The 26,522-nt window shown below is 71.2% G+C and carries 26 protein-coding genes and 1 pseudogene; 22 read left to right on the top strand and 5 right to left on the bottom strand.

Features of this window, described 5'->3' with window-relative positions; translation table 11 throughout:
* Positions 1 to 358 precede the first annotated feature (358 nt).
* Positions 359 to 1,798: a right-handed parallel beta-helix repeat-containing protein gene (locus B118_RS0102455; RefSeq protein ID WP_028184815.1), complete on the top strand. Its 1,440-nt coding sequence runs from the start codon at positions 359 to 361 to the stop codon at positions 1,796 to 1,798.
* Between the two features lie 101 nt (positions 1,799 to 1,899).
* Here B118_RS0102455 and B118_RS0102450 read toward each other — a convergent pair whose 3' ends face one another.
* The 4 genes from B118_RS0102450 to B118_RS0102435 form a co-directional block, all read right to left on the bottom strand.
* Positions 1,900 to 2,694 carry a helix-hairpin-helix domain-containing protein gene (locus B118_RS0102450; protein WP_028192316.1) on the bottom strand — a complete coding sequence of 265 codons (795 nt, stop codon included), beginning with the start codon at positions 2,692 to 2,694 and terminating at the stop codon, positions 1,900 to 1,902.
* Positions 2,695 to 2,903: 209 nt separating this feature from the next.
* A complete protein-coding gene (locus B118_RS0102445; protein ID WP_018219499.1) occupies positions 2,904 to 4,256 on the bottom strand; it encodes an FAD-dependent oxidoreductase in 1,353 nt (450 codons plus the stop codon).
* A 7-nt stretch (positions 4,257 to 4,263) separates the two neighbouring features.
* Positions 4,264 to 4,611, bottom strand: coding sequence for a TcmI family type II polyketide cyclase (locus B118_RS0102440; protein WP_018219500.1), 348 nt, complete (start codon positions 4,609 to 4,611; stop codon positions 4,264 to 4,266).
* A 78-nt stretch (positions 4,612 to 4,689) separates the two neighbouring features.
* On the bottom strand, positions 4,690 to 5,514 hold the full coding sequence (locus B118_RS0102435; RefSeq protein WP_018219501.1) for an AfsR/SARP family transcriptional regulator: 825 nt from the start codon (positions 5,512 to 5,514) through the stop codon (positions 4,690 to 4,692).
* Positions 5,515 to 5,907: 393 nt separating this feature from the next.
* Here B118_RS0102435 and B118_RS0102425 point away from each other — a divergent pair, with 393 nt between their 5' ends.
* From B118_RS0102425 to B118_RS0102380, 10 genes are all read left to right on the top strand, one after another.
* Positions 5,908 to 6,240 carry a TcmI family type II polyketide cyclase gene (locus B118_RS0102425; RefSeq protein WP_018219502.1) on the top strand — a complete coding sequence of 111 codons (333 nt, stop codon included), beginning with the start codon at positions 5,908 to 5,910 and terminating at the stop codon, positions 6,238 to 6,240.
* Positions 6,237 to 7,931 (top strand): acetyl-CoA carboxylase carboxyltransferase subunit alpha, encoded by a 1,695-nt coding sequence (locus tag B118_RS0102420; protein WP_027645683.1) that lies wholly within the window; start codon positions 6,237 to 6,239, stop codon positions 7,929 to 7,931. The genes B118_RS0102425 and B118_RS0102420 overlap by 4 nt, the downstream gene beginning before the upstream one ends.
* Complete coding sequence (accB, locus tag B118_RS0102415; RefSeq protein WP_018219504.1) at positions 7,928 to 8,533, top strand: acetyl-CoA carboxylase biotin carboxyl carrier protein; 606 nt, start codon at positions 7,928 to 7,930, stop codon at positions 8,531 to 8,533. Before B118_RS0102420 ends, accB begins: the two co-directional genes overlap by 4 nt.
* Positions 8,534 to 8,546: 13 nt before the next feature.
* The gene (locus tag B118_RS0102410; protein WP_018219505.1) at positions 8,547 to 9,923 is read left to right on the top strand and encodes an acetyl-CoA carboxylase biotin carboxylase subunit; all 1,377 of its coding nucleotides are present in this window, start codon (positions 8,547 to 8,549) and stop codon (positions 9,921 to 9,923) included.
* On the top strand, positions 9,920 to 10,639 hold the full coding sequence (locus tag B118_RS0102405) for an SRPBCC family protein (protein ID WP_018810600.1): 720 nt from the start codon (positions 9,920 to 9,922) through the stop codon (positions 10,637 to 10,639). Before B118_RS0102410 ends, B118_RS0102405 begins: the two co-directional genes overlap by 4 nt.
* A complete protein-coding gene (locus B118_RS0102400; RefSeq protein WP_018219507.1) occupies positions 10,632 to 11,036 on the top strand; it encodes a cupin domain-containing protein in 405 nt (134 codons plus the stop codon). The genes B118_RS0102405 and B118_RS0102400 overlap by 8 nt, the downstream gene beginning before the upstream one ends.
* Before the next feature lie 22 nt (positions 11,037 to 11,058).
* Complete coding sequence (locus B118_RS0102395) at positions 11,059 to 12,330, top strand: beta-ketoacyl-[acyl-carrier-protein] synthase family protein (RefSeq protein ID WP_018219508.1); 1,272 nt, start codon at positions 11,059 to 11,061, stop codon at positions 12,328 to 12,330.
* Positions 12,327 to 13,574, top strand: coding sequence for a beta-ketoacyl synthase N-terminal-like domain-containing protein (locus B118_RS0102390; protein ID WP_018219509.1), 1,248 nt, complete (start codon positions 12,327 to 12,329; stop codon positions 13,572 to 13,574). The genes B118_RS0102395 and B118_RS0102390 overlap by 4 nt, the downstream gene beginning before the upstream one ends.
* Positions 13,571 to 13,930, top strand: coding sequence for an antibiotic biosynthesis monooxygenase family protein (locus tag B118_RS0102385; RefSeq protein WP_018810602.1), 360 nt, complete (start codon positions 13,571 to 13,573; stop codon positions 13,928 to 13,930). The genes B118_RS0102390 and B118_RS0102385 overlap by 4 nt, the downstream gene beginning before the upstream one ends.
* 766 nt (positions 13,931 to 14,696) lie before the next feature.
* Positions 14,697 to 16,097, top strand: coding sequence for a class I adenylate-forming enzyme family protein (locus B118_RS0102380; protein WP_026270532.1), 1,401 nt, complete (start codon positions 14,697 to 14,699; stop codon positions 16,095 to 16,097).
* On the opposite strand, the gene B118_RS29790 is transcribed toward B118_RS0102380, so the two are convergent.
* Positions 15,992 to 16,723: a 4'-phosphopantetheinyl transferase family protein gene (locus tag B118_RS29790; RefSeq protein WP_080644993.1), complete on the bottom strand. Its 732-nt coding sequence runs from the start codon at positions 16,721 to 16,723 to the stop codon at positions 15,992 to 15,994. The genes B118_RS0102380 and B118_RS29790 overlap by 106 nt on opposite strands.
* Positions 16,724 to 16,738: 15 nt before the next feature.
* On the opposite strand from B118_RS29790, the gene B118_RS0102370 reads away from it, so the two are divergent.
* The 11 genes and pseudogenes from B118_RS0102370 to B118_RS0102320 all read left to right on the top strand — a co-directional run bounded on the left by B118_RS0102370 (position 16,739) and on the right by B118_RS0102320 (position 26,521).
* Entirely contained in the window at positions 16,739 to 17,005 is a 267-nt protein-coding gene (locus tag B118_RS0102370; protein WP_018219513.1) for an acyl carrier protein, read from the top strand.
* Entirely contained in the window at positions 17,005 to 17,244 is a 240-nt protein-coding gene (locus B118_RS0102365; RefSeq protein ID WP_018810605.1) for a hypothetical protein, read from the top strand. Before B118_RS0102370 ends, B118_RS0102365 begins: the two co-directional genes overlap by 1 nt.
* Positions 17,237 to 18,316 (top strand): beta-ketoacyl-[acyl-carrier-protein] synthase family protein, encoded by a 1,080-nt coding sequence (locus B118_RS0102360; protein ID WP_018810606.1) that lies wholly within the window; start codon positions 17,237 to 17,239, stop codon positions 18,314 to 18,316. The genes B118_RS0102365 and B118_RS0102360 overlap by 8 nt, the downstream gene beginning before the upstream one ends.
* Positions 18,313 to 18,714, top strand: a pseudogene (locus B118_RS32125) (long-chain fatty acid--CoA ligase); the annotation flags it as partial. The gene B118_RS0102360 and the pseudogene B118_RS32125, both read left to right, overlap by 4 nt.
* Positions 18,715 to 18,825: 111 nt before the next feature.
* A complete protein-coding gene (locus B118_RS0102350) occupies positions 18,826 to 20,442 on the top strand; it encodes a class I adenylate-forming enzyme family protein (RefSeq protein ID WP_026270537.1) in 1,617 nt (538 codons plus the stop codon).
* Positions 20,439 to 21,677 (top strand): beta-ketoacyl-[acyl-carrier-protein] synthase family protein, encoded by a 1,239-nt coding sequence (locus tag B118_RS0102345; protein WP_018219517.1) that lies wholly within the window; start codon positions 20,439 to 20,441, stop codon positions 21,675 to 21,677. Before B118_RS0102350 ends, B118_RS0102345 begins: the two co-directional genes overlap by 4 nt.
* A gap of 67 nt (positions 21,678 to 21,744) precedes the next feature.
* Positions 21,745 to 22,845 carry a 4-hydroxyphenylpyruvate dioxygenase gene (gene hppD / locus B118_RS0102340; RefSeq protein ID WP_018810608.1) on the top strand — a complete coding sequence of 367 codons (1,101 nt, stop codon included), beginning with the start codon at positions 21,745 to 21,747 and terminating at the stop codon, positions 22,843 to 22,845.
* On the top strand, positions 22,842 to 23,771 hold the full coding sequence (locus B118_RS0102335; RefSeq protein ID WP_018219519.1) for a phytanoyl-CoA dioxygenase family protein: 930 nt from the start codon (positions 22,842 to 22,844) through the stop codon (positions 23,769 to 23,771). The genes hppD and B118_RS0102335 overlap by 4 nt, the downstream gene beginning before the upstream one ends.
* 3 nt (positions 23,772 to 23,774) lie before the next feature.
* Entirely contained in the window at positions 23,775 to 24,587 is an 813-nt protein-coding gene (locus B118_RS0102330) for a DUF3050 domain-containing protein (protein WP_018219520.1), read from the top strand.
* Entirely contained in the window at positions 24,584 to 25,555 is a 972-nt protein-coding gene (locus B118_RS0102325; protein ID WP_018810609.1) for a thiamine pyrophosphate-dependent dehydrogenase E1 component subunit alpha, read from the top strand. The genes B118_RS0102330 and B118_RS0102325 overlap by 4 nt, the downstream gene beginning before the upstream one ends.
* Positions 25,556 to 26,521: an alpha-ketoacid dehydrogenase subunit beta gene (locus B118_RS0102320; RefSeq protein ID WP_018810610.1), complete on the top strand. Its 966-nt coding sequence runs from the start codon at positions 25,556 to 25,558 to the stop codon at positions 26,519 to 26,521.
* The last annotated feature ends 1 nt before the right edge of the window (position 26,522 follow it).

Genomic DNA, 26,522 nt, shown 5'->3' with positions numbered 1-26,522 from the left:
CGGGTGGTAGGGCCGGGTGCTGCTCCTCGACTACCAGGTGGGCGGTGGCAGCCATCCTCGAGCTAAACCGACATACCTCCCAAACAGCCATAAATACGAAAAGCTCTCCCTAAACGGGGTAGTAGTGTCGCCCTGGTTGCCCGTGGGTCGTTGGGACGGGCGCCCGACGATGCCGACTGCCGGTCGCCCGTCGGCGCTGTGTTCCGTAATGTGAGGTAAAGAGGTGATTTATTCACGTTGTCAAGCCTGCTCTCTCTTTGGTCCGTACCGTGACGTTCGGTGACGACCACGTGGTCGGTGCCCTACCGTCCGGAATCGTCCGGTCGGCTCAGGTGCGAGGGGAAGGCAGGAGAGCACGATGTCCACGTATCACGACAGCCAGCGACCGCCGCGGGGCCGGCGCCGGCCCCGACGGCTGCTCGCCGGCGGATTGGTGGCGAGCGGCCTGGTCGTCGGAGCGGCGGGGTTGGCCGGCACGGCCGCGGCGCACGAGCGACCGCACGGCAGCGAGAACGCCTCCGTGGCCCAGGGGGACTCCGCCGGTGAACTCGGCGGAGAGTCCCTCGGGACGCCGGTGCCCTGTGACAGCGCCCAGCTGATCGCCGCGTTGGTCCGGGTCAACGCGGAGGGCGGCGGGGTGCTGCGGCTCGCGCCGAGGTGCACCTACACGCTCACCGATGCCTTCCACCAGCCCGACCTGTACGACGGCGGCATCCGGGACGCGCGGGAGGCGGCGGACGCGGCCGAGAATCCGGGTGCGGCCGAGAAGCCGCCGCGTAACCCCGCCGACGACAAGGCGGGACTGCCGGTCATCTACCACCCGGTCACCATCGAGGGTGAGCAGGCCACGATCGAGCGCGCGCAGGATGCCGAAGTGTTCCGCTTCTTCACTGTCCGTGACGCCGGTGAGCTAACCCTGCGTAACGTTCGGCTCGTCGGCGGTCACTCCGACGCCGAGGGAGGTGCCGTCCACGTGGTGCATGGCGCATCGGCGTTGATCGAGCAGGTGACGGCGATGAACAACACCTCGTCCTCGGCGGAGGGTGGCGGGGGAGCCCTGTTCAACGATGGCAACATGGTCGTTCGGGACAGCACGCTCATCAACAACCACGCCCTCGGAGCGGCGGGCAAGGGCGGGGGGCTGCTCAACAACGGGGTGCTGGCCCTGCACTCTTCGACCTTCACGGGTAACAGCGCCACCGCCTACGGTGGTGGGCTGGGCAACTACCAGGCCGCGGCGGAGGTGCACACGAGCACCTTCGAGCAGAACTCGGCGGCGCAGGGCGGGGGTCTGGCGAGCTTCTCGGCCCGTACCCGCGTCTCCGACTCGACCGTCGTCGGCAACCAGGCGGGAACCGGGGGCGGGATCGCGAACTCGGACGCGCTGATCTTCCTGCGGGGAATGGAGATCCGGGACAACCTCGCCACCGGCAACGGTGGTGGCCTCTCCACCTCCCAGGGCCTCGTGCCGCTGGATGACAGCGTGGTGGCGGGCAACACGGCACACGGCTCGGGCGGCGGCATTCACGCGGCCAAGTCGAACCTGTTGGTCCGGGACAGTACGGTCCGGGGCAACCGCGCCGTCAAAGCGAAGTCCACCGGCGGTGGGATCGCGGTCAGCATGGGGCGGGTCGCGCTCTACCGCAGTCAGGTAACCGGGAACCAGTCAACGCTGCCCGCCGGCGGCCTGCTGGTGGACAAGGCACAGGCGACGCTGGACTCGCAGACCGTGGTCGGGGAGAACCAGCGGACCAACTGTCTGGGTAGCACCGGCCCGGTGCTGAACTGCTTCCGATAACACCACCCGCGATCAGGTGGGTATCCGACCGCACCGGGGACGGCAGCGCCGTCCCCGGTGCGGTCGGACATCCGTCGGCCGGTGTCGCCGGGCCCGCGCCGTTAGGCGCCCGAGCCGCTCTCGGTCGGCAGCGCACCCGCTGGCTCGGGCGCCTTGGCCAGCGCCTTCGCCTGCTGTGGCCAGGTCGGCAGGCTCGCCGCGCCACGCAGGCCGGCGGCGCGAATCATCTCCCGCAGCGCCGGCTCGTCCAACTCGGCGAGTTGCCGGTAGCTGCGGATGCCGGCGGCGTGGAGCGCCGCGGCCATCTTCGGCCCAACACCCTGGATTCGACGGAAGTCGTCCTTGGTCTCCGGCTCCGATCCGGACTCAGCGGCAACCGGGGCCTGATCCGCCGGCTCGGCGTCGGGCGCCGCCGGGTGTGGGACGACCACCGGGGGCGCCGTCGGGTCGGCGTCGGCTGGCTCCTCGGCCTGCCTGCTGTCGGCCGCCGGGGCCTGCTCCGGGGCCGCTGGCGCCAGGTCGACCTGCTCCGACGCCAACGCCGGTTCTGGTGCCGACGCTGACGTGGGTTCTGACGCCGACGCCGGTTCTGGTGCCGACGCTGACGTGGGTTCTGACGCCGACGCCGGTTCTGGTGCCGGCGCTGATGTGGGCTCTGGCGTCGCAGCAGCCGAGGTTGGAGCCGCTTCGGTCGTGCTGGGAGCGTTGGTGTTGGGGTCGCGGTCGGTGGAGGTGGGGGCGGGCGCTCCTTCGGCGGCCCTCGTCGCGGGTGCCGGCGTGCCATCCCCAGTGGTGCCACCACCCCGCGCGGCTTTCCGCCGGCCGCGGACCACCCAGCCGGCGGCGGCGCCCACTAGCAGGGCCACGACAATCAACGGCCAGTCCGACCACGCCACGGCAGACCTCCCCTTTTCGATTAGCGAGTTAGTCGAGAAAGCTCGCCGCAGCTTGCCACATTCCCGGTGCGGTACGACAGCATGGCCTGTTAACACAGCTCGTAGCCGGACCGGATCACACCCACGGTGTTCATTGCACGACTCAACGTCGCCTGAAAGGGTCGGCGGGGGGGTGTGGCCGGACCCCGGGCCGGGTCCGGCCATTGTGGTCAGTCCTCCTCCTCGCCCCGGTAGCTGTAGAAGTCATCGACAAACCGACGGGCGAGCCGCGGCACCCGGCTGGTGATGCCGAAGTAGCCACGGGCCCCGAGCAGGGCGAGCCGCCCGACGACCGGCTTGTACATGGGGTCGTCGCCGCTGGTGCCGCTGCGGTTCAACGAATCCGCCACCCGCGCGAAGCCGTACGGCAGCATGGCCGCCTCGTAGTCGGCTACCGCCTGCAACAGCGTCTTCTCCCCGGCGGCGGTGTGGCACAACTGCCGGGTCAGTAGGGCGGCATCCCGCAGGGCGGTGTTCGCGCCCACCCCGCGCCCCGGCGTCATCGTGTGGATGGCGTCGCCCAGCAGGGTGACAGTGCTGCTCTTCCAGGGCGGAACCGGCTCGCTGGTGGAGACCTTGACCGGCAGGGCACTGGCCGGGTCGGCGAGGTTCAGCAGCTGGCGCAGGTGCGGGTGCCAGTTGCGGGTCAGGCCGAGCGCGGTGTGGATCAGCTCCTCGCCGCGTTGGCGCATGATGTCCGGCGGGAACCGCCGGGCGGTGCTCCAGACCACCAGGTTCACGTTGTCGCGGGTGGTGTCGTGGGCCCGGCCGGGCCAGCGGTTCAACAGCGCCACATCGGCCGGATCGAGGCCGTCCTTGAGGGCGCCCGAGCGGTCCCACGGAAACTCCATGACGTGCAGGACACCCATCACCCCACCGTTGCCGAAGATGAGCGAGATGCCCTTCTCGATCCGCTCCGGCAGCAGCGCCCGTACCTCCTCGGTGAACGGGATCCGGGTGGCGATGTTGATGGTGCCCGCGTTTCGGGTGACGGCGTGTGGCAGGTACTGGCGTCGGACCGCCGAGTGGGTGCCGTCGGCGCCCACCAGCAGGTCGCCGGTGGCGCTGTCCCCGTCCGCGAAGTACGCGGTGACGCTGCCGTCATCGCGTTGCTCGAAGTGGGTGAGGGCCTTGTCGAAGTGGACCACGTCCTCCAATTCGGTGAGCAGGACCTGGCGCAGGGTCATCCGGGCGACGGATCGCTCGGTGTTCACCACGTCGGTCTCCGGTCGTAGCGGAAAGGACGCGGTCTGCCGGAGCCGTTGGGTGATGACGTTGAAGTAGCGGGGGGACTTGGCGCAGGTGGCCAGGTAGGTGTGGAAAAGTTCGGACGGCAGGCACTCGCGCAGCGCCCGGCTGCCAGTTGGTCCGATGCCGACCCGGTAGCCGAGTAGGCCATCGCCTCGGGTGCGGTACCGCTCATAGACGGTCACGGCGATTCCGGCCTGGCGCAGTCCCTGCGCCAGGCAGAGCCCACCGGTCCCCGCCCCGATGATCAGAACGTGTGGTTGGTCGCGGGACACGTGGGCGTCAGCCCGCCACGTGGGGCGCGGCGGCAGCCGTGGAGTCCCAACGGTAGAAGCAGCCGGCGATGGCGTCGCGCGGTGAGCGCCAGGTCGGCAGGTATGGGGAGGTGTGCGCGGAGAGTCGTTCGTTGACCTGCCGGTAGAGCGGATGGTTCCGGGCGCCGGCCAGGGTGTCCGGGTCTACGTCGGCGGTCTCCATCAGGTGGACGCACAGGTCATGCAGGCAGTACAGGGAGCGGTGCCGGACGCCGGTGAGGCTGGGTAACTCGGTGGCGTCGGACTCGGCGAAGATCTGGGCCACCCGTCCCTCCGCGCCGGGGACGATCCTGCTGACGATCAGTAGTCGGCTCATTTTGGGATTCCTTCCACCGTGGTGCCCCGTGCGGCCGGTCCGGGGCGCGTGCCGTTGTCCACGCTGCCGAGTCCCCTGTCACCTGCCCGTCACATCCAGGTCGGTTCTGGTGACGCGGGGGGTCGGCGGCTGCCGGCGTCCGTGGGGGTCACGGCTGGCCTGCCGGATCGGCCGGAGCGTCTCGTCGAGTAGGGCGGTCATCGCGGCGGACGGCTCCAGCCGTAGCTCCCGACGCAGCAGGTCGCGGTAGACGTAGAACGCGTGCACCGCCTCGAAGGCGTTGCCCTCGGCGAGGTGGATGCGGACCACCAGGCGGTGGGGTGTCTCGCGGAGCGGCTCGGCGGCCAGCGCTTCCAACGCCGCTTCAAGCGCCTCACCGTGCCGGCCCGCTGTCAGATAGTGGTCGGCCAGCTCCTCGAGCATGTGGAGCCGCAGCTGGCGTAGCCGCTCCCGTTCGGCCAACACCCAGTCGTCGTACCAGCCGGGCAGCAGGTCGTGGCGGCCTTTCGCGAGTACGGCCGCGGCGGTGTTCGGGTCGTCCCCGTCGCGGACCCGGGCGGCCATGCCGACCAGGGCGTCCACGTCAACCTGGACGGCGGGCCCGAGCCGGAGGGTGTCCCCACTGGTGCGCAGCGGGCAGTAGGGGTCCTGGCGTAACCGCCACAGGGCGGTGCGGAGTGAGGAGAGGGCGCGCTCCTCCGGGGTGTCTGGCCAGAGCAGCCCGGCGAGGTGGCTGCGGGTGGTGCCGGGGCGCAGGCCGACCAGCGCGAGTACGCGTTGCAGCCCGCGCGGTACGACCACCGGGGCGTCGCTGTGCAACAGCCGGAACCCGCCCAGCAGGTGCAGCCGGATCGGAGTGCCCGGACGGTCCCCGGCGGTCGGCATGGACGGACCAGCGGCCATGGCGGACCCCCTGCGGAATGTTCCTCGGTTGTGTCCCCCGGCGCGGCTGCCCGTGACCCCACGGGTCGGGGTAGCTGGTCCCGCGGCACGGCATCGGGTCACGGCCACCGGGTTAACCGTGACGGAGATTATCAATCTAGTCACGCACCGTCAACATCCCGATCGGTGTGTAACTGCTATGAAACGCGCTCTGAACTGGGGATAGGCCACTATGTGCAGGTTGCATGTCACAGCTCCTACACAGTCAGCGTCAACGCAACGTCACCAAACTCTGGGCCGGGGACGGCTCCGGTGACGCGCCGGTGACGGTGGCGCGGCCATGGTGCGCATAGTCATCCGGCTTTTCGGCGTACGGCGCCGCCGGCGTCCGCAGCCGTTAGGGGAGGTTCATCGATGGAGCGTTCGTTGATCGTCGCGAAGGTCGACCCGAGCGCGGAGGAGCGGATCGCCGAGATCTTCGCCGAGTCCGACGCGACCGAGTTGCCTCGCCTGGCCGGGGTCCAGCACCGGTCGCTGTACCGGCTGCAAGACCTGTATCTACACCTCCTGGAAACGGAGTTGCCGGGGGAGACGGCGGTCGCCGAGGCCCGCCATCACCCGGAGTTCGTCCGGGTCAGTGAGCGGCTGCGTCCGTACGTCTCGCCGTACCTGCCGACCTGGCGGGAGCCGCGAGACGCGATGGCCCGGTGCGTGTACCGGTTCGATGCTCCCGGAGACCGGCCATGAACCCGACCACGCCCCGGGGCGGGCAGCTCTGGTCCCGCTGCGGCGGCTGCGCCAGCCTGCTGTACCGCAAACGGCTGCGGCGGAACCTGGACGTGTGCCCGGAGTGCGGCGCGCACTCCCGGCTCGACGCGCCGGCCCGCCTGGCGCAGCTGGTGGACCCCGGGTCGTTTACCGCGCTCGCCGACCAGGCGCCGGAGGTGGATCCGATCGGCTTCGTCGACGTGCTCCCCTACCCCCATCGGCTCACCGCCGCGCGCAGTGGCACCGGGCTGGCCGAGGCGGTTGTCTGCGGTACCGCCACGGTGACCGGGAGCCGTTGCGTGATCGCCGTGATGGACTTCCGCTTCCTCGGCGGCAGCCTCGGGTGTGCGGTCGGCGAGCTGATCACCCGGGCCGCCGAGCGTGCCCTCGCCGACCGGGTTCCGCTGGTGGTGGTAACCGCCTCCGGCGGAGCGCGGATGCAGGAAGGGGTGCTGTCGCTGATGCAGATGGCGACGGTCAGCCAGGCCGTCGCCGCGTTGCGCGAGTCCGGGGTGCCGAGCGTCAGTGTGCTCACCGACCCCACGTACGGCGGGGTGGCCGCCTCGTTCGCCACCAACACCGACGTGGTGGTCGCCGAGAGCGGTGCCCGGATGGGCTTCGCCGGTCCTCGGGTGATTCGCCAGGTGACCGGCCGGGAGCTGCCCGACGGGTTCCAGACCGCCGAGTTTCTGCTGCGGCACGGCCAGGTTGATCTGGTGGTACCCCGGCACGCCCTGCGCGGTTGCCTCGCCACGCTGCTAGCTGCCGCATCCGGCGGGCGTGAACCGGTGGGTGCCGGGCCCGAACCGGAGGGTCCACCCGTGAGCAGCCCGCCGACGCAGGGCGCGGACGAGCGGGACGCCTGGGAGACGGTCCGGCTGGCCCGGCACCCGGGTCGCCCGACCACCCTGGACTATCTGGAGACGGCCTTCGACAGCTTCGTCGAGCTGCACGGTGACCGGCTGGGCGCGGACTGCCCGGCGGTCGTCGGCGGGCTGGCCGAACTGGCCGGCCGGCCGGTCCTGGTGGTCGGCCACCAGAAGGGCCACACGACCGCCGATCTGATGTCCCGCAACTTCGGAATGGCGAGCCCGGCCGGGCACCGGAAGGCGCTCCGGCTGCTCCGGCTGGCCGCGCGGTGGGGGCTGCCCGTCGTCACCCTCGTGGACACCCCGGGCGCTGACCCGGGAGTGGGCGCGGAGGAGCAGGGCCAGGCTGCGGCGATCGCGGAGAACATCCTGACCCTGACGATGCTGCCGACCCCGGTCGTCGCGGTGATCACCGGCGAGGGCGGCAGCGGTGGTGCGCTGGCGCTCGCGGTCGCCGACCGGGTGCTGATGCTGGAACACGCCGTCTACTCGGTGATCAGCCCCGAGGGGTGTGCTGCGATTCTCTGGCCAGACCGGTCCGCGGCCCCGCAGGCGGCCCGCGCACTACGGCTGACCAGCGCCGACCTCCGTCGGCTCGGGGTGGTGGACGGGGTGGTGCCGGAACCGGCGCCGGCCGCGCACCACGACCCACCGGCCGCCATGCAGGCGGTGCGGGAGGCGGTGCTGGCGCACCTGGTGCCGTTGCTCGACGTGCCGACCGCGACCCTGGTTCGCCGCCGAAGGCGGCGGTTCCGTCGGTTCGGTGCCGCCGGCCTCGGAGCCAGGGCGGGTGCCCGATGAGCGCCGACCTGGCGCCGGCCGGCGTCACGATCCTCAACGGTGACGCGGCGGCGGACCTGGAACCACGGTCCGGCGGGGCCCTCGACGCCACGGCGGCCGCGGTATCCAACGTTCCGGCGGACGTCGCGCTGACCGACCTGCGCCGTCAGGCCCGGGAACTCCTCGCCGAGTTGGCCGGGCCGATCCGGCGGATCCGGCTGGGCAACGGCGACGCGATCCTGGAGGTGGAGTGGCACGCGGTGGGTGACATTGGACAACCTCCCCCGCAACCGGTCCTCGCCGCGCCGCCGGTCGTCCCCCCGCAACCGCTTCTCGCCGCGCCGCCGGTCGTCCCCCCGCAACCAGCAGCCGTACCCGTAGCTCGGCACACGGTGCGGTCACCGATCGTCGGGACCTTCTACCGGGCGCCGGAGCCCGGCGCGGCGCCGTTCGTCGCCGTCGGCGACCGGGTCCACCCCGGCCAGGTCGTCGGCATCGTCGAGGCGATGAAGCTGATGAATGAGGTGACCGCCGATCGGGCCGGGCGTATCGCCGAGGTCCTCGTCGACGATGGTCAACCGGTGGAGTACGACCAGCCGCTGCTCGCGGTGGATCCGGTCTGAGGCGGGTGGGCTGATGTTCGGCAAGGTACTCATCGCCAATCGGGGTGAGATCGCGCTGCGCGTGCTGCGCGCCTGCCGCGAGTTGGGCATCCGTACCGCGGTGGTCTACTCCACGGCGGACGCCGACTCGACCGCGGTGCGGCTCGCCGACGAGGCGGTCCTGATCGGACCGGCGGCGAGCCGCCGCAGTTACCTGAACCCCGCGGCCATCGTCGAGGCCGCCCGCCTGGTGGGGGCGCAGGCGGTGCACCCCGGCTACGGCTTCCTCTCCGAGGACGCCGACTTCGCCGAGATCTGCGCCGACAACGGTCTCGCCTTCGTGGGTCCGCCGCCGCAGGTGATGGCCGCGCTGGCGGACAAGTCGTCCGCTCGGGCGCTGATGAGCCGCGCCGGCCTGCCGCTGCCACCGGGCAGCATCGCACCGGTGCCGACCGCCGCCGACGCCGCCCGGGTCGCCGCCGAGGTCGGCTATCCGGTGATCGTGAAAGCCGCCGCCGGGGGTGGTGGGCGGGGGATGACCGTCGTCCCCACACCGGCCGAGCTGCCGCGGGCGTACGCCCGAACCCGGGCCGCCGCCCAGGTGGCCTTCGGCGACGACCGGGTGTACGTCGAGCGGTACCTCGGCAACGCCCGGCACGTCGAGGTGCAGGTGCTCTGCGACAGCCACGGCAACGGAGTGCACCTGGGGACCCGGGACTGCTCGGTGCAGCGCCGACACCAGAAGCTCGTCGAGGAGGCGCCCGCCCCGGCCCTGTCCACGACCGCCCTGGAAGCGATCGCCGACAGCGCGTTACGCGGCGCGCTGGAGGTCGGCTTCACCGGCGCCGGGACGGTGGAGTTCCTGGTTGACCCGGCGGAACAGTTCCACTTCCTGGAGATCAATTGTCGGATCCAGGTGGAGCACCCGGTCACCGAGATGGTCACCGGAATCGACCTGGTGCACGAGCAGCTGCACCTGGCCGCCGGCGGGACGCTGCGGTGGCGGCAGGAGGAGATCGTGCCACACGGGGTGGCGGTCGAGTGCCGGGTCAACGTCGAGGATCCCGACCGGAACTTCGTACCGACTCCCGGCCGACTGGAGCGGTTCGTCCCCCCGGGTGGCCCCTTCACCCGGGTTGACACCCACGGGTATCCCGGCTACGTCGTCGGCCCCCACTACGACTCGCTCCTGGCCAAGGTGGCGGTCTGGGCCCCGGACCGGGAGTTGGCCCTGAACCGGCTGGAACGTGCGCTCGGCGAGTTCGACGTCGCCGGCCCCGGCGTCCACACCACCATCCCGTTCGTCCGGCGGGTGCTCGACGACGCCGGATTCCGTAAGGGCCGCCACTGCACCGGTCTGGTCGAGACGCTACTCGCTGACCTGCCCACCCAATCGAGGAGGAACGCATGACCGTCACCGACGGCCGCCCACTGGCCGCCGACATCACCGACATCCTGGTAGCACACTGCGGGCTCAACCCCGACGACGCCGCCCGCACCCCGGCCGCCTCGCTGGAGGAGCTGGGCATGGACTCGCTCGCCCTGCTTGAGCTCTCCGCCGTGGTCGCCGACCGCTGGCAGGTGCGCATCCCCGAGGAGACCGGGCAGCTCAGCATCGCGGGCGTCGCGGATCTGGTCGCCCGCCGCGTCGAGCCGGCCGGGCACACCGAGAACGAGATCCTGATCGCCGCCCCCCTACCGCTGGTCTGGAAGGTCACCAACGACGTCGCCGGTTGGCCCGACCTGTTCACCGAGTACGCGGTGGCCGAGATCCTGCAGCAGGAGGGGAACACCGTCCGGTTCCGGCTCACCATGCACCCCGACGAGAACGGGATCGCCTGGAGCTGGGTCAGCGAGCGCACGGCCGACCCGGAGGGGCGGGAGGTCCACGCGCAGCGGGTGGAGCCGGGGCCGTTCGAGTACATGCGGATCCACTGGCGCTACGTCGAGGAGGCCGATGGTACCCGGATGATCTGGACGCAGGACTTCGCCATGAAGCCCACCGCCCCGTTGAACAACGCTGAGATGACCGACCGGATCAACGCCAACAGCGCGGTGCAGCTCGCGGTGATCAAGGAGAAGATCGAGCGGCGGGCCGCGCAGGAGACGGGAGCCGGGGATGAGTGAGCGGGAGCCCGGGGTGGTGGCCGCGGCGGACGTGGCCGCCGACACCCGCCGCGGCGGTGAGCTGCGGGTGCTGCTCGGCCCGCGTACCGTCGGCAGCACCTCGGGGTTCATGGGTGTGGCGACGCTGCGACCGGGGGAGCGGATCGCCGAGCACTACCACCCCTACAGCGAGGAGTTCCTCTACGTCGCCCGGGGTGCGATCACCGTTGACCTGGACGACGCGCCGGTCTCGCTGGCAACCGGCGAGGCGCTCTTCGTACCGATCAATGTCCGGCATCGGCTGCGCAACACCGGGACTGTGGACGCCGAGGTCGTGTTCCACCTCGGTCCGCTCGCCCCGCGCCCCGAGCTGGGCCACGTCGACACCGAACTCGTCACGCAACGAGGTGGGTCATGAGCGCGAAGATCGGAGTGGCACCGTGACCGGGCGCCGCTCGGTGGTGACCGGCGTCGGGGTGGTCGCGCCGGGTGGCGCCACTCGGGACAGGTTCTGGAAGACGATCACCGAGGGGCGTACGGCGACCCGGCGGATCTCCTTCTTCGACCCGTCGCCGTTCCGGTCGCGAATCGCCGCCGAGTGCGACTTCGAGCCGGTTGCCGCCGGCCTCAGCATTCCCGAACAGCGGCGTGCTGACCGATACGTGCAGTTCGCGCTCGCCTGCGCGGCCGAGGCCGTCGTTGACGCCGGCCTGGAATTCACCGACGCGCTCCGGGAACACACCGGCGTGGTCCTGGGCACCGCCGTCGGCGGGACAATGGCGCTGGAACAGGAGTACGTCACGGTCAGCGACGGCGGCCGGAACTGGCTGGTTGACGCCGCCCGGGGTGGCCCGTACCTGTACCAGGCGTTGGTGCCGAGCAGCCTCGCCGCCGACGTGGCCTGCCGGTACGGGCTGCACGGCCCGGTCCAGGTGGTCTCCACGGGCTGTACGTCCGGCATCGACGCGATCGGATACGCCCATCAGCTCATCGTTGACGGCGAGGCCGACGTGGTGCTGACCGGTGCCGCTGACTCGCCGATCTCCCCGGTTACCGTCGCCTCGTTCGACGCTATCCAGGCCACCAGCCCCGACAACGACGACCCGGAGCACGCCTCCCGCCCGTTCGACGCCGACCGGCACGGCTTCGTCCTCGCCGAGGGCGCCGCGGTGTTGGTGTTGGAGGAGGAGGAGCGGGCTCGGCGGCGGGGCGCGCACATCTACTGCGAGGTCGCCGGGTACGCCAGCCGCAGCAACGGCTACCACATGACCGGGCTCCGTCCGGATGGGCTGGAGATGGGGCTCGCCATCACCGACGCGCTGGGCCAGGGGCGGATCCGGGCCGACCAGGTCTCCTACATCAGTGCCCATGGCTCCGGAACCCGACAGAACGATCGGCATGAGACCGCCGCGTTCAAACGGGCGCTCGGCGAGGTCGCGTACCGGGTGCCGATCAGTTCGATCAAATCGATGGTGGGGCACTCGCTCGGTGCGATCGGTTCGATCGAGATGGCCGCCTGCGCGCTGGCCATCGAGTTCGGCGTGGTACCGCCGACGGCGAACTGGGCGACCCGCGACCCGGAGTGCGACCTGGACTATGTGCCGAACGAGGCGCGGGAGCTGCCGGTAGACGTGGCGTTGTCGGTCGGCAGTGGATTCGGCGGCTTCCAGTCGGCGATGGTGTTTCGGCGGTTGTCGGCGGTGACGTCGTGACCGCGCGGGCGGTGGTGACCGGGATCGGGGTGGTCGCGCCGAGCGGTGTCGGCGTGGACGCGCACTGGCAGACGGTGCGTACCGGAACCCGCCGCACCGGGCCGATCACCCTGTTCGATCCCTCCAGCTACCCGACCCGCTTCGGCGGTGAGGTGTCGGGATTCGACGCCGCCGGCTATGCCGACAACCGCCGGCTGGTGCAGACCGACCGGTGGACGCACCTCGGGTTCGCCGCCACCCGGCTGGCCCTGGCCGACGCGGGGCTGCCGCTGCGGGCCCCGGACCCGTACGGCTACGCGGTCGCCCTGGCCAGTTCGTCCGGGGGGAACCTGTTCGGGCAGCGGGAGCTGCAACGGTTGTGGGGCGGGTCCACCCGGACGGTCGGGGCGTACCAGTCGATCGCCTGGTTCTACGCCGCCAGCGTCGGTCAGCTCTCGATCCACCACCAGTTCAAGGGGCCGTGCGGGGTGTTGGTGTCCGAGACCGCCGGCGGGTTGGACAGCCTGGCGCATGCCGCCCGGGCGGTCCGCCGGGGGACCCCGGTGGTGATAGCGGGGGCGACCGAGTGCCCGTTGAGCCCGTACGCGCTCGCCTGTCAGCTCGCCTCCGGGATGCTCAGCGAGGGGGCGGACCCGGAGCGGGCGTACCGACCGTTCGACGCGGCGGCGAGGGGCTACCTGCCGGCCGAGGGGGGTGCGGTTTTTGTCGTGGAGGAGTTGGGCCATGCCCTGGCCCGAGGGGCCCGGATCTACGGGGAGGTGATGGGGTGGGGCGCCACCCACGACGGCGCGCACACCACCACGGACACGGCGGGCGACCCGGTGCAGTACGCCCGGGCGATGCGGCTGGCGCTGGACCGGGCCGGGGTCGGCGCGGACGCGGTCGACGTGGTGGTGCCCGACGCGTTGGGGGTGCCGCGCTACGACCGCAGTGAGGCGATCGCGTTGCGCGCTGTCTTTGGCGACCGGCTGCCCCCGGTCACCACGCAGAAGTCGCTGACCGGGCGGGCTCACCAGGGGGGAGCCGCCTTGGACGTGGCGACCGCGTTGCTCGCCTTCGCCCATGACACGTTGCCCGCGTCCGCCGGGCCAGACGAGGTCGCGCCCGGGTGCGAGCTGGACTTCCTGCGGGAGCAGCGACAGCCGGTGAACCGGTTGTCGCTGGTCTGTGCCCGCGGTTTCGACGGGTTCAACAGTGCGCTGGTCCTGCTGGGGGCGGCGCCCAGTGACGGCGGTGAGCAGTGACCGAACTGGACGAACGGAATGCCTCGGCCCGGCCTGGCACCGGTATGGCCGGAGGGCGGGTGGTGTTTCTGGTGCGGGTGCCAGCGGAACGGACGGAGGCGTTCCTGGCCGCGTACGAGGCGGTGCGCCACCTCGTCGCAGACGGGGTGCCGGGACACCGGGTTGATCAGGTGTGTCGGTCGGCGGCGGACCCGGAGCAGTGGTTGATCACCAGCGAGTGGGCGAGTCTGGCGGACTTCGAGGCGTGGGAGCGAAGCCCGGAGCACCGCGACCTGGTTCGCCCGATGCGGGAGTGCTTCACCGATGCCCGCTCCCTGCGCTTCCACATTCTTGCCCAGACTCCCACCCTACCCTGACGGCATCGCGGTCAGCCCGCACTCCGGTGGGTGCGGGATGCCCGGCCGGCATCGGCCTTGACACCTCGCGTTGGCGGTGCGAGTCACCGGTCGACGCGTGGCCCGACGCGATGGTCCGTCGCATCGACGGGCAGGGCGGGCGCCAGCGTCACGGCAGGGTCGCGGCGTCCGCCCCTCGACGGTCCACGCGTACCCCCTTGGGCTCTACCCCCTGCCGGACGGCCCCAGCTCGTGACGATCGAGACCTACCCCCGCGAGTTGACCCGAACCACCCGTCGGTACGGCCGCACGTCGGGCCACCCCTCGGCAGCGGAGGTAGGCCGAATTGCGAACAACCCGGCCAGAATGGCGGCCGGGAACCGCGCGCGGTGGCGGGGTGATGTTGTCGGAAATCGCTAGCGGCAGCCGGTACCCGGCCTATTTTGGGCAATAGGTGTGGAGGAATGTATGTCCTATTTGCTCATGCGGTATCCCCGCATGAGCGCGATCGGCGGGGAAGACCGTCGTGGGCGCAGGCGCATCATGCGTTCGGGGCGTTGAGGGTCCTCCTAACGCATGCAGGGTCACCCGTTGGTTTTGGTGCGGGAGGCGCGCGCGCGATATTGCACGGCGAAGTGGTTGCCGGCAATCCGGCCAGCCGCTTTTTTTGATCTATCCTTTCGCACCTGTCAGCGGCTCTGGAGTCTGCCGTAGGGTCGGCCGCAGCATCTCAGTGGAACCCCTCAAGGGCAGGAATGCCCTTATTTGTGCTGGGCGGTGAACGGCAGTGAATGGGAACCCCTCGTCCCGCGATTCCGATGTGACCGATCCCGACTGGGTAGACGATTTTCTGTTTACCGGCAATCCGGCCGACGTCTGCTTCCGGCTCCCCGACCCGGTTGACCGGGGCACGTTACACCGGCTGGTCACCGAGGCGCAGACCCACCTCCGCGCTGCTGGACTGCGCCCCGGGGGCGCCGTCGCGCTACGGCTGCCGCCGTCCCTGGCGTACGTGGTGCACCTGCTCGCCACCTGGCGGAGCGGTGCCCAGGCCATCCTGCTGGACCATCGACTCACCGACCACGAGGTCGACCGCGCACTACGGCGGCTCACCCCGCAGGCGGTTGTGGCGCCGGTCCACACCGGTGGCGGCGCACTACGAGTCTTCGTCGAGGTCACCGAGGGGGTCACTCCGTACGGCGACCGCCCAGCCGCCACCGCCCACGCGGTGATCCAACTCAGCTCCGGCTCCACCGGACCCGCCAAGGTTATCGGTCGGACCGCCGCCGACCTGGTCGCTGAGGTGCGTCGCTACACCCAGCTCGACGGTGTGGCCCTACCCGGCGAACGACTCATCCTGCTGCCGTCCATGGTGCATGTGCTCGGCCTCGTCGGTGGTCTGCTCTACGGGCTGCACGCCGGCGTCGAACTGGTCCCACCAGAACGACTCAGCGGCGCGGCGGTGCTCGATGCGATCGGCGCAGCCGACAGCCCGGCCACCGTCCTCGGCGTGCCATTCCATATCGGACTTCTGGCCGCGACCCAGCTCGACCGGCCACTACCGATGTTCGCCCGGATGATCACCGGTGGGGAACTGGTTCCGGCCAGCACGGTCCACTCCTTCACCGATCGGTTCGGTGTGCCGCTGGGCAACATGTATGGGATGACCGAGGTTGGCGTCATCGGCACCGACCTGCATGGACAACACCGGCCGGGGATCATCCCCGCCCCCGGTATCGATGTTCGTGCGGTCGCCGGTGAGCTGCGGGTGAGCTGTCCCGCCTCCCCGTACCTCGGCCACACCGACCCGTCTCGCTGGTCCGAAGGCTGGCTACACACCCGGGACGCGGGCACCGTGGACCCGGACAGCGGCCTGGTGACCATCCGCGGCCGGCTCGACTCCCAGGTCTCGGTCGGCGGGATGAAGGTCGACCTCACCGAGGTGGAGAACACGGTCGCCGAGCTACCGGGGGTCGCCGCCGCGGTGGTGGTCTGGGATGACGGCATCACCGCGTACGTGCAGCCGGTGGGCACGCTAGCCGAGGAGACCCTGGATCAGCAGCTCGCCGAGCGGTTGGCCAGCTACAAGCGGCCCCGCACCCTGCGGTTGCTCGAACAGCTTCCCCGCACGACCACCGGCAAGCTGGTCCGCTCGGTGGAGACGCTGCGGACGGCGGGGACGTCGTGACCGGGCCGCTCCGCCTCCCCGACGACCACCATCTCCGCTTCGCCGCCGACCACCGCTACCGCCAGGAGCAGCGTCCCGGGGCAGTGGGGATGGCCGACCCAGACATCGGTGACAGCCGGCACCGGGCGCATCCGTCCGGGGCCGGGGACCGGCATCCGCCGGCGCGGACCGCCAGCGCGCAGACCGAGGCCGAGCGCCTTGCCGACGGCCTCCTTCGCGGTCCACAACCGCAGGAAGTCCCGACTGCGGCCCGGTTCGGGGCGGGCGGCGAGCCAAGCCACCTCGGCCGGGCTGTACCAGCGGCGGGCCAGGCCCAGCGCGGGCAACTGGCGGCACCGCTCGACGTCCACCCCCACCGGCCCGCCGGTCCGCACGGCGACCACGGTCACGCCACCGCCGCGGCTCACACTCGCCGGCACGACGAGCTGGTCACCCGGGCCGGTGTCCCGGGTGACCAGTGCAGCCGCGCCGGGCCGGTGGGTCACCACGAGGTCCGCCTCCGGACAGCCCAGCACCCCAGCAGCCGCCTGCCGCAGCAGCCGCTCGGCTGAGGCCGGCTGATCGCCAGTACCCCGACCGATCCACACGAAAACGGTGTCCCGACCGGACACCGGTGACAGGTTCACGGAGAGAGGTTAACCATGAGAGCCGAGATCCGCGCCTTCGTCGTCGAGCAACTCACCGACATGAACTACGACGTGGAGGGAATCGACGACGATGCCACTCTCGGGCCTGCTGGGGTGGACCTGGAGTCACTGGCCCTCGCCGACCTGGCTGTCCGGGTCGAGGACCAGTACGGACTGACGTTCGCCGAGGAGGAGTCGGAGAAGCTCGCCCTGATGACGGTGGGCGAGTTCACCACGATGGTCGCCAACCGGGTTGCCGGGGCGCCGGGCGACCAATCCTGATGGCCGGTCAGCCCGACCTCGGGCGTGGCGACCTGGTGGCCATGCTCGCCCAGCTCACCCACCGATCCACCGACCAGCCCGACCGGATCGGCTCGATGGAGCTGGCCTGGCTTGTACACATGGTCGAGCAGCGCTATGGCCGGCGGCTCGACCTCACCGACGACCAACTCGCCGGGATCCGCACCGTTGACGACGCACTGGTGATCTTCCAGAACGCCCTGGCCGCCGCCGATGGTTGAGTCGGCCGATGTTCTCCTCACCGGTGTCCACGCGACCAGTGCACTCGGTCGGGGTGCCGAGGCACAGTTGACCGGGGTACTAGCCGGAATCCCCGCGTTCCGACCGGTCAGCCGGTTCGACACCCGCCCCCGGCGGGTCAAGGCGGCGGCCACCCTGCCGGACACCGGCCCGCTCGCCGACGAACTGACCGAGGCGGTGACCGCGGCGTGCCGGTCGGCAGGGCTCACCGCATCGCACCGGGCTGAGGCGGCACTGCTGCTCGCGGTGCACGGCGGGAGGTCCATACCGGCCTTGAGCGCGGGTCTCGCCGCGGCCACCGGCTTCCCCGCCGTGCGTACGTACACCACGGCGTGTGTCTCGGGAACCAACGCGGTCGCCGACGCGGCGGTGTTGCTGCGTCGCGGCGAGGTCAACCGGGCGGTAGTCGCCGCCGGCTACCTGGTCGAGCCCGACCAGTACGCCCTCTTCGACGTCGGTAGGGCGCTCGCCACCGACGCGACGGTGCGTCCGTTCAGCGCCGGGCGGACCGGCCTGCTGCTCGGCGACGGAGTGGCGGCGGTGGTGTTGGAACGTGCTGACATCGCCGGGCAACCGATCGCCGGCCTCCTCGGCTGGGGGCGGGCGAGTGACGCCTTCCACCCCTGTCAGCCAGAGCCGAAGGGCCGCGGCCTGGCCCGGGCGATCACCGCCGCGCTGGCCCGCGCCGGTCGTGACCCAGCGGACATCAGCTACGTCAACGCCAACGCCACCGGGTCCGGGCCGGGCGACGCGGCCGAGGCGGTGGCGCTGCGGACCGCCCTGGGCCCGCAGGCCGAGCGGGTGCCGGTGAGCTCCACCAAGGCTCTGCACGGGCATGCCCTGGAGGCGTCTGGCCTGCTGGAACTGGTGGTGACGGTGCTCGCGCTGCGGCGCGGCGAGCTGCCGACGAACGCCGGCTGGCTCGGGCCGGACCCGAACTGCCCGCTCGATGTCATCCGGGACGCGCCCCGACCGGCGGCCACCGGCTACGCGCTCACCCTCAACGCCGCCTTCGGCGGCGCGAGCACCGCGCTGCTGCTGGGTGCGATGTGACCGGCCTGGGTGGACCGACCGTCCGGGCCCGGGCGGTCTGGCCGGAACCGGGCGACGGCGCGTTGCCACCGCTACCAGGATTCGTCCACTCGGCGTTCAACCCGCTGGTGGCGGCGGTGGCGGATCGGTGCCTGCGCCGGGCATACCGGGCGGCACCGGCCGTCGACGGGGAGCGCACCGCGATCGTGCTGGTCAGCCCGACCGGTGACGAGGCCAGTGCGGCCTACGTGAAAGCGGCGGTGGCCGCTGACCGTCGGCCGGGACCACTGTTTTTCTTCCAGTCGGTGCCGAACAGTGTGGCCGGCCAGTTGGCCGCCCGCTGGGGGCTGGGTGGACCGGTGGTCTGCCTCGCGCCGACCGGCGACCCGCAGGCGGCCGGGTTCGCCGAGGCCGACCTGTTGCTGTACGACGGCGATGCCGACGCGGTGTTGCTGATCCTGATCGACACGGCACCGGACGACGGTGATGCGGAGTCAGCCGTCGCCGTGCTGCTGGAGGGAGGAGCGACCATGAAACCCAGGGGAATCCGTGGGCTGCTCGCCGCCGACAACCATGTTGGCGCCGGGAACGTGCTCGAGCGGGTACTGGCGCACGGCGCCGACCCGGACACGCCCTGCCTGACGTTCGACACACCGCTGGACGGGCATCCCGCCGAGACGACACTCACGCTGGGACAGCTCGACCGCCGAGTGGCAGCCCGGGCCGCCTGGCTGCACGAACGGGGCATCGGCCCCCGCGACCCGGTGGCGGTCTGGGCCACCGCGGTCGCGGACATGGTGCTGAGCTACCTCGCGCTGACCCGGCTCGGCGCGATCCCGGCGCTGATGAACGGGCAGTTGCCGCCGACCATCGCCGCCGAGTACATCCGGCGGTTGCGTGGCGTCGCGGTGCTCGCCGACGAGGCACACCGCACGCTGCTCACCGGACATGACCTTGGGGTCCCCGTGCTGGGCACGCCGGCCGAGGCCGGTAGCGGTGACCCGGACGCGGCGCCCGCCCACTACCGGCACCACCCGGACGACCCGATCGTGATCACCCACACGTCCGGCACCACCGGAGTGCCGAAGGCGGTGCTGCACTCGCACGCCAGCCTCTTCGCGGCGACCCGGCACCTGCTGAGCATGCCGCAGGCGCAGGGCACCAGCCGGATCCTGAGTGCCCTGCCCGCCCCGCACACCGCCACCGTGCTCATGGTCAACCAGGTGCTCGGTAACCGTACGGAGATGCTCCTCCTCTCCGAACAAGGTGGAGAGCGGGTTCTCGACGCCATCCAGCGCTGGCGCCCAGACGGGGTGTTCGGCTTCTCGGTCACCTGGGCCGAGCTGGCCCGGTGCGAGCTGGCCGGGTACGACCTGGACTCGGTACGGCTGTGGTTCAACACCGGTGACTCGTCGCACGAGCCGCACATCCGGCGCCTGGTGGCGGTTGGCTCCCGGGACGTGATGACCCGTACCGGGGTCACCCGGGTGCCGGGATCGGTGTTCATCGACGGTCTCGGCTCCTCCGAGATGGGACACTCCGTGTTCCACATCACCCACACCCAGGAGACCGAGCGGTACGGACGGTGCATCGGCCGGCCGTACCGGTTCACGAAGGTCGCCGTCCTGGACGCGGCGGGCGAGCCGGTGCCCACGGGCGAGGCCGGCTGGCTGGGTATCGACTCGCCATCGCTGTTCCGCGGCTACTGGAACGACTCGGTCACCACCCACCGCTACCGACAGCGCGGCTGGTACCTGACCGGGGACCTGGTCTACGCCGACGCCGACGGCTGGTACTACCACCTGGACCGGGCGGTCGACTCGGTCGACTCGGTCGACGGGAAGCGCTTCTACACCGCGCTCTCCGAGGAACGGATTCTCGCCGCCTGCCCCGATGTCACCGACTGCACGGTGGTCATGGTGCGTGAGCCGGCCGGTGTCGTCACCGACGTGCTGCTGGAACTGGCCACCGGCGCGGACGAGACGACGGACCGCACCGCGGCGGTGCGGGAGGCGCTGGGTGGTGAGGTCGGGGCGACCCTACGGCGGGTGGTTCCGGTCCGTTCCGCCGAGCTCCCGGTCACGGTGACGGGCAAGGTCCGCAAGGTGGCGCTGCGGGAACGCTACCTGAGCGAGGCGTCCCGATGAGCGTGGTCATCACCGGGATGGGTCTGTACACCCCGCTGGGCCGCGGGGTGGAGGCCACCTTCGAGGCGCTGTGCACCGGCCGCTCCGGGCTGGCCCGTCCGCCGGCCGACCACCCTGCCGCCGGAAGCCTGGAGGTGGCCGGGCTGCTGCCGGCGATCGACCCGCGGTCGGTCTCGTCCGGTCCGGACACCAGGGTGCTGGACCGGATCGTGCTGCTGGCCCTCCTCACCGCCGCGGACGCCCTCGCCGACGCCGGTGTCGAGGTGGGCCGGGACGTTGCCGCGGAGCGGGCGGCGGTCATCGTCGGCGGAGTCGGCGGGCTGTCCACCCTGGAGACGCAGGTACTCACCCGGGCGGCCCGGGGGCGAGCGGGAGTCAGCCCGTACCTGCTCACCGGGGTACTGCCGAACATGCCGTCGGCCCGGATCGCGATCCGGCACGGCATTCGGGGGTACAGCTCCTCGGTCGGCACCGCCTGCGCCTCCGGTGTCCAGGCGGTCGCCGACGCCGTTCGGTTGCTCCAGACCGGTGAGGCCGACGTGGTGCTCTGCGGGGCCAGCGAGGCACCCCTCTTCCCGACCTTCGCAGACACCTTCGGCAACGCCCGGGCCCTCGCCCGCGGGTGGGCCGACCCGACGGCGGCCAGCCGACCGTTCGACCTTCGCCGCAACGGGTTCGTACTCGCCGAAGGAGCGGCGTTGTTGGTGTTGGAGAACGCCGCGCACGCCGCGGCCCGGGGCGCCACCGGGTACGCGGAGATCGCCGGCTACGGCGTGACGACCGACGCCTATCATCCGACCGCGCCCCGGCCCGACGGCACCGGCGCGGCGGAGTCCATCCGCCGGGCGCTCGCCGGCGGCCGGGTGCCGGTGGCCGAAGTCGGCTATGTCAACGCGCACGGCACCGGGACCACACTCGGCGACATCGCCGAGACCACGGCACTCACCGAGGTCTTCGGCGCGAACGGGGTGCCGGTCAGCTCCACCAAGGCGCTCACCGGCCACCTGCTCGGAGCCTCCGGAGTGCTGGAGACGGCGGCGACCGCCCTGGCACTCGGGCGGGGCCTGCTGCCGCCGACCTGGAACCTCGACGACCCGGACCCGGCGTGCCCGGCTGATCACATCCGTAAGGAGCCCCGGGCGACCGAGACCGGCTATGCGCTGACCAACTCCTTCGGTTTCGGGGGGCAGAACGTGAGCCTGCTACTCGCACGAGCCACCCGGCCGCCGACCTGACGGTACGACCTCTCGCGGGCGGAATGCCCGCACGACCAGCGCGGGGGATCTGTGGGAAGGCTGAAATATGGACATCCGTGGGATAGACCACATCGAACTCTACGTAGCTGACACCCGCGAGGCCGCCGCGTACTTCGGCAACGGGGTGGGGCTGTGGCCGCGCGGCCAGGGCGGCCCGGAGACCGGGCTGACCGGGCAGCGGTCGCTGCTGCTCCGGCACGCCGACATCCGGCTCCTGCTCACCTCTGGGCTGACCGCGGACCATCCGGCGGCGACGTATGTGCGGCGGCATGGCGACGGCATCGCCGTGGTCGCCCTGGCCGTTGCCGACGCCGCCGAGGCGTACGCCGAACTGCTGGCCCGGGGCGCGGTCGGTGAGCTGCCGCCGACCACCATCACCAGCGCGGACGCCGAGATCGTCATCGCCGAGGTGGCGGGTTTCGCCGATGTGCGGCACCGGTTGGTCGAGCGCCGTCGAGGCGGTGGCGACTTCCTGCCGGGCCTGGCGGAGCTGCCGCCGGTGGGTGCCGCCGAGAACCTGCTCGTCGAGATCGACCATCTGGCGGTCTGCGTGCCGCCCGGGCAGCTCGCCGAGACGGTTCGCGGCTACCGGGAGGTCTTTGGTTTTGACGAGATCTTCCACGAGTACATGGAGGTTGATGGCCAGGCGATGAACTCCACCGTGGTGCAGAGCCGGTCCGGGCGGGTGACGTTGGTGCTGCTCGAACCGGATACCCGCCGACGGGCCGGGCAGATCGATGCTTTCCTGGCCCAGCACTCCGGTGCGGGTGTCCAGCACCTCGGGTTGCGGACCGACGACATCATCGGGGCGATCGGCGCGCTGCGCCAGCGTGGGGTGCGATTCGCGCACACCCCGGCGGCCTACTACGACGACCTGGAGACCCGGGTCGGCCGGATCGACGGGCCCGTGGCGCAGTTGCGGGAATTCGGGGTGCTGGTGGACCGGGACCACGACGGTCAACTGCTGCAGATTTTCACGGAGTCGACGCACGCGCGCCGCACGTTCTTCCTGGAGCTGATCGAGCGGCGCGGGGCGCGGACCTTCGGCAGCGGCAACATCAGGGCGCTCTACGAGGCCAAGGAGCGGGAATTGGCGGTGACGGCCTCCGCAAGAGGCTTGGCCGCCACGCAGGAGGTGACGGGATGACCAATACTGAATTCGACCCACGTCTGACCGATGAGGAGAAGTCGCTGCTCCCGTCCGACGAGGACGTGGCGTTCTACGCCGAGCACGGCTGGTATCTGTCGAAGAAGCTGCTCACCGACGACGAGGTGGACGCCCTCGCCGCGGCCACCGACCGGTACTACGCCGGTGAACGGCACCGCCGGCTACCGGTGCGGCCCCCGAAGCTCGCCTACTGGGAACCGGCCAGGGGCGCGGTCCAGCGGCACAACGACTACGTTCACCACGAGCACGACGGGCTCGGGGCGATCCTGCGTAAGCGGCTGATCGGGGCGGTCGCCGCCCGGCTGGCACAGGCCGACGAGATCCGGATCTTCCAGTCCACGCTGATCCTCAAGCCCCCGCTCGACGGGGAGCCGTCGAACATCGTGCCCTGGCACTTCGACAAGCACTACTGGGCGTCCTCGTCGTCGGAGCGGATGCTGACCGCCTTCATCCCGTTCCACGACTGCGGGGAGGAGCTGGGCACCATCGTCATGGTCGATGGCTCCCACCAGTGGGCCGAGGTCGGCGCCGACGACACCGTGGTGCGGCACTTCGCCGACCGCGACCGCGACCAACTCGACGACATGCTGGCCCGTAACGCCGGACACAACGACGCCGAAATCCGCAAGATTCCGATGGTGATCCCGAAGGGGCACATGAGCTTCCACCACTGCCGGACCTACCACGGCAGCGGTGCGAACGTCAGCGGACGGCCCCGCCAGGCGATCTCACTGCACCTGCAGGACGGCGACAACCGGTGGCGGGCGTATCCGCTCTCCACCGGCGAGAACGCCGCGTACAACCACGACGTGCTGGTTCGCCGTACCGACGACGGACGGCCGGACTACGCGGACCCCGAATACTGCCCGGTCATCTGGCGTCGTCACGCCAAGCAGGGAGGCTGAGTCATGTCACGGTACGACTGGGGAAAGACACACCCGGGGATCGAGCGGTTGGAAAAGGCGGTTACCGACCGTCGGGACCAGGTGGTCCAGCATCCGCTGTACGCCAGCCTGGACAACCACTCGGCGCTGGTCACCTTCATGGAGCACCACGTCTTCGCGGTCTGGGACTTCATGTCCCTGCTCAAGTCGCTGCAGCGGCAGCTCACCTGTGTGACGGTGCCCTGGATCCCGACCGGGCCGACCGGCAGCCGCCGCCTGATCAACGACATCGTGATGGTGGAGGAGAGTGACGAGCTGGGTGCGGGCTACCTCAGCCACTTCGAGCTGTACGTACAGGGCATGACCGAGGCCGGTGCCAACACCGAGCCGGTGGAGAAGTTGATTGATCTACTGCGCGCCGGCGGACCGGTAACCGAGTCGTTGGCTGCGGCCGGGGTGCCCGCCCCGTCCGCGGCGTTCGCCAGCACCACCTGGCGGATCATCGAAAGCACCCCGGTGCACTGTCAGGCCGCCGCGTTCGCGTTCGGTCGGGAGGACCTGATCCCGGAGATGTTCACCCAGGTGGTCGCGGTCAACCACCAGTCCGGACGATTGACCCGGTTCGTTGACTACCTGGAGCGACACATCGAGGTTGATGGCGAGCAGCACACGCCGATGGCCATGCAGATGCTCGCCGACCTCTGTGGCGACGACGACGCCAAGTGGCAGGAGTGCGCAGTCACGGTCAACACCGCGCTCGCCGCCCGCGCCCGGTTGTGGGACGACATCCTCGCCGCGGTCAAGGGGGCCCCGGCAGCGGCATCGGGGCGCGGGTGAGCGGAGCGGACCCGATCCGGCTCTACCGGACGGTGCGGCTGATCCGCCGGTTCGAGGAGCGGGCGATCGAACTCGTCCGCTCCGGCCACATCGTCGGCGGCATTCATCCGTACCTGGGCCAGGAGGGGATCGCGGCTGGGGTGTGTGCGGCGCTGCGCCCCGACGACGTGGTCGCCGGCACCCATCGGGGGCACGGGCACGTGCTCGCAAAGGGCGCTGACCCGGCCCGGATGATGGCGGAGCTGTGTGGTCGGGTGACGGGCCTGAACCGAGGCCGGGGTGGGTCGATGCACGCCGCTGACTTCGCCGTCGGAGTTCTCGGCGCCAATGCCATCGTCGGTGCCGGCGGCGCGATCGTGACCGGCGCCGTCTGGGCTCGGCGTCGGCGGGGCGAGGACCTGGTGGGGGTCAGCTTCCTCGGCGACGGCGCGGTCAACGAGGGGATGCTGCTGGAGGCGTTCAACCTGGCCGCACTCTGGCGGGTGCCGGTGCTGTTCGTCTGCGAGAACAACGGCTACGCGACCACCATGCCGGTGGCCGACGCGGTGGCGGGCAGCATCCCGGCGCGAGCGGAGGCGTTCGGTATTCGAGCGAGCACGGTGGACGGGCAGGACCCGGCCGCCGTGCACGCCCGGACCGCCGCCGCCCTCGCCCGGATGCGCGCCGACGGTGCTCCCGAGTTCCTGGAGGCCCGCACGTTCCGCTTTGACGCCCACCACACCTTCGAACACGCGGTCCGCCTCGACTATCGCTCGCCGGCGGAGGTCGCTCGGGGGCGCTCCCGGGACCCGGTGCGGATCGCCGGCTCCCGGCTGTCGGCCGGCGATCGGGCGGCGGTCGACGCCGACGTGGAGGCGGTGCTGGAGGCGGCGGTCGCGCAGGCGCTCGCCGCCGCCGAGCCCGACCCCGCCACCGCGCTGGAGTACCTGTACGCCAGTGGGCTGACCGCCCGCACCGGAGGTGGATAGATGCCGCGGCTGTCCTACCGCAGGGCGCTCAACCGGGCGCTCGCCGACGAGTTGGCCCGGGACGAGGAGGTGTTCCTGCTCGGGGAGGACATCCGGGTCGCCGCGTCGGCGGTCACCGCCGGGCTACTGAAGCGTTTCGGCCCCGAGCGGGTCCGCGACACCCCGCTCTCGGAGCAGGCGTTCACCAGCTTCGCCACCGGTGCGGCGTTGACCGGGGCACGGCCGGTGGTGGAGTTCCAGATCCCCGCACTGCTGTTTCTGGTCTTCGAACAGATCGTCAACCACGCGCACAAGTTTCCGTTGATGACCGGTGGTCAGTGCGCGGTGCCGGTCACCTACCTGGTGCCCGGGTCCGGGTCGCGTACCGGGTGGGCGGGGCAGCACTCCGACCATCCGTACAGCCTCTTCGCTCATGCCGGGGTGACCACCGTGGTGCCGGCCACCCCGGCGGACGCGTACGGCCTGCTGGTGTCGGCGATCCGCTGCGACGACCCGGTGGTGGTGTTCGCCCCGGCCGCGGCGCTTGAGCTCCGGGCCGAGGTCAGCGACCCGGTGCCGGTGCCGTTGGGGCGGGGGCGAGTGCATCGAACCGGAGCCGACGTGACGGTGGTCGCGGTCGGGCACCTGGTGCACGATGCGCTCGCCGTCGCCGACGAACTGGCCGGCGAGGTCTCGGTGGAGGTGTTCGACCCACGCACCCTGTACCCGTTCGACTGGGACGGACTGCTCGGCTCGGTCGCCCGGACCGGGCGGTTGGTGGTGGTCGACGACTCCAACCGTTCCTGCGGCATCGCCGGCGAGGTCATCGCCACCGTGGTCGAGCAGGTACGACTGCAGGCGCCGCCGCGTCGGGTAACCCGTCCGGACGGTGCGGTGCTGCCGTTCGCCCCGGCCCTGGACCGAGCCGTACAACCGGGCCGTGAGCTGCTGCGGCAGGCCATCGCCCACGTCACCAAGGATGGATGAC

Origin of the sequence: Salinispora pacifica CNR114 (assembly GCF_000514775.1) — a bacterium.
Classification (GTDB): domain Bacteria; phylum Actinomycetota; class Actinomycetes; order Mycobacteriales; family Micromonosporaceae; genus Micromonospora; species Micromonospora pacifica.
This window is presented reverse-complemented; position numbering and strand designations above follow the sequence as displayed.

Excerpts from the sequence above, each read along its gene's own strand:
- B118_RS0102455 (WP_028184815.1), top strand. The coding sequence starts at position 359 with ATGTCCACGTATCACGACAGCCAGCGACCGCCGCGGGGCCGGCGCCGG.
- B118_RS0102440 (WP_018219500.1), bottom strand. The coding sequence starts at position 4,611 with ATGAGCCGACTACTGATCGTCAGCAGGATCGTCCCCGGCGCGGAGGGA.
- B118_RS0102435 (WP_018219501.1), bottom strand. The coding sequence starts at position 5,514 with ATGGCCGCTGGTCCGTCCATGCCGACCGCCGGGGACCGTCCGGGCACT.
- B118_RS0102425 (WP_018219502.1), top strand. The coding sequence starts at position 5,908 with ATGGAGCGTTCGTTGATCGTCGCGAAGGTCGACCCGAGCGCGGAGGAG.
- B118_RS0102420 (WP_027645683.1), top strand. The coding sequence starts at position 6,237 with ATGAACCCGACCACGCCCCGGGGCGGGCAGCTCTGGTCCCGCTGCGGC.
- accB (WP_018219504.1), top strand. The coding sequence starts at position 7,928 with ATGAGCGCCGACCTGGCGCCGGCCGGCGTCACGATCCTCAACGGTGAC.
- B118_RS0102410 (WP_018219505.1), top strand. The coding sequence starts at position 8,547 with ATGTTCGGCAAGGTACTCATCGCCAATCGGGGTGAGATCGCGCTGCGC.
- B118_RS0102405 (WP_018810600.1), top strand. The coding sequence starts at position 9,920 with ATGACCGTCACCGACGGCCGCCCACTGGCCGCCGACATCACCGACATC.
- B118_RS0102400 (WP_018219507.1), top strand. The coding sequence starts at position 10,632 with ATGAGTGAGCGGGAGCCCGGGGTGGTGGCCGCGGCGGACGTGGCCGCC.
- B118_RS0102370 (WP_018219513.1), top strand. The coding sequence starts at position 16,739 with ATGAGAGCCGAGATCCGCGCCTTCGTCGTCGAGCAACTCACCGACATG.
- B118_RS0102365 (WP_018810605.1), top strand. The coding sequence starts at position 17,005 with ATGGCCGGTCAGCCCGACCTCGGGCGTGGCGACCTGGTGGCCATGCTC.
- B118_RS0102360 (WP_018810606.1), top strand. The coding sequence starts at position 17,237 with ATGGTTGAGTCGGCCGATGTTCTCCTCACCGGTGTCCACGCGACCAGT.
- B118_RS0102350 (WP_026270537.1), top strand. The coding sequence starts at position 18,826 with ATGAAACCCAGGGGAATCCGTGGGCTGCTCGCCGCCGACAACCATGTT.
- B118_RS0102345 (WP_018219517.1), top strand. The coding sequence starts at position 20,439 with ATGAGCGTGGTCATCACCGGGATGGGTCTGTACACCCCGCTGGGCCGC.
- hppD (WP_018810608.1), top strand. The coding sequence starts at position 21,745 with ATGGACATCCGTGGGATAGACCACATCGAACTCTACGTAGCTGACACC.
- B118_RS0102335 (WP_018219519.1), top strand. The coding sequence starts at position 22,842 with ATGACCAATACTGAATTCGACCCACGTCTGACCGATGAGGAGAAGTCG.
- B118_RS0102330 (WP_018219520.1), top strand. The coding sequence starts at position 23,775 with ATGTCACGGTACGACTGGGGAAAGACACACCCGGGGATCGAGCGGTTG.
- B118_RS0102320 (WP_018810610.1), top strand. The coding sequence starts at position 25,556 with ATGCCGCGGCTGTCCTACCGCAGGGCGCTCAACCGGGCGCTCGCCGAC.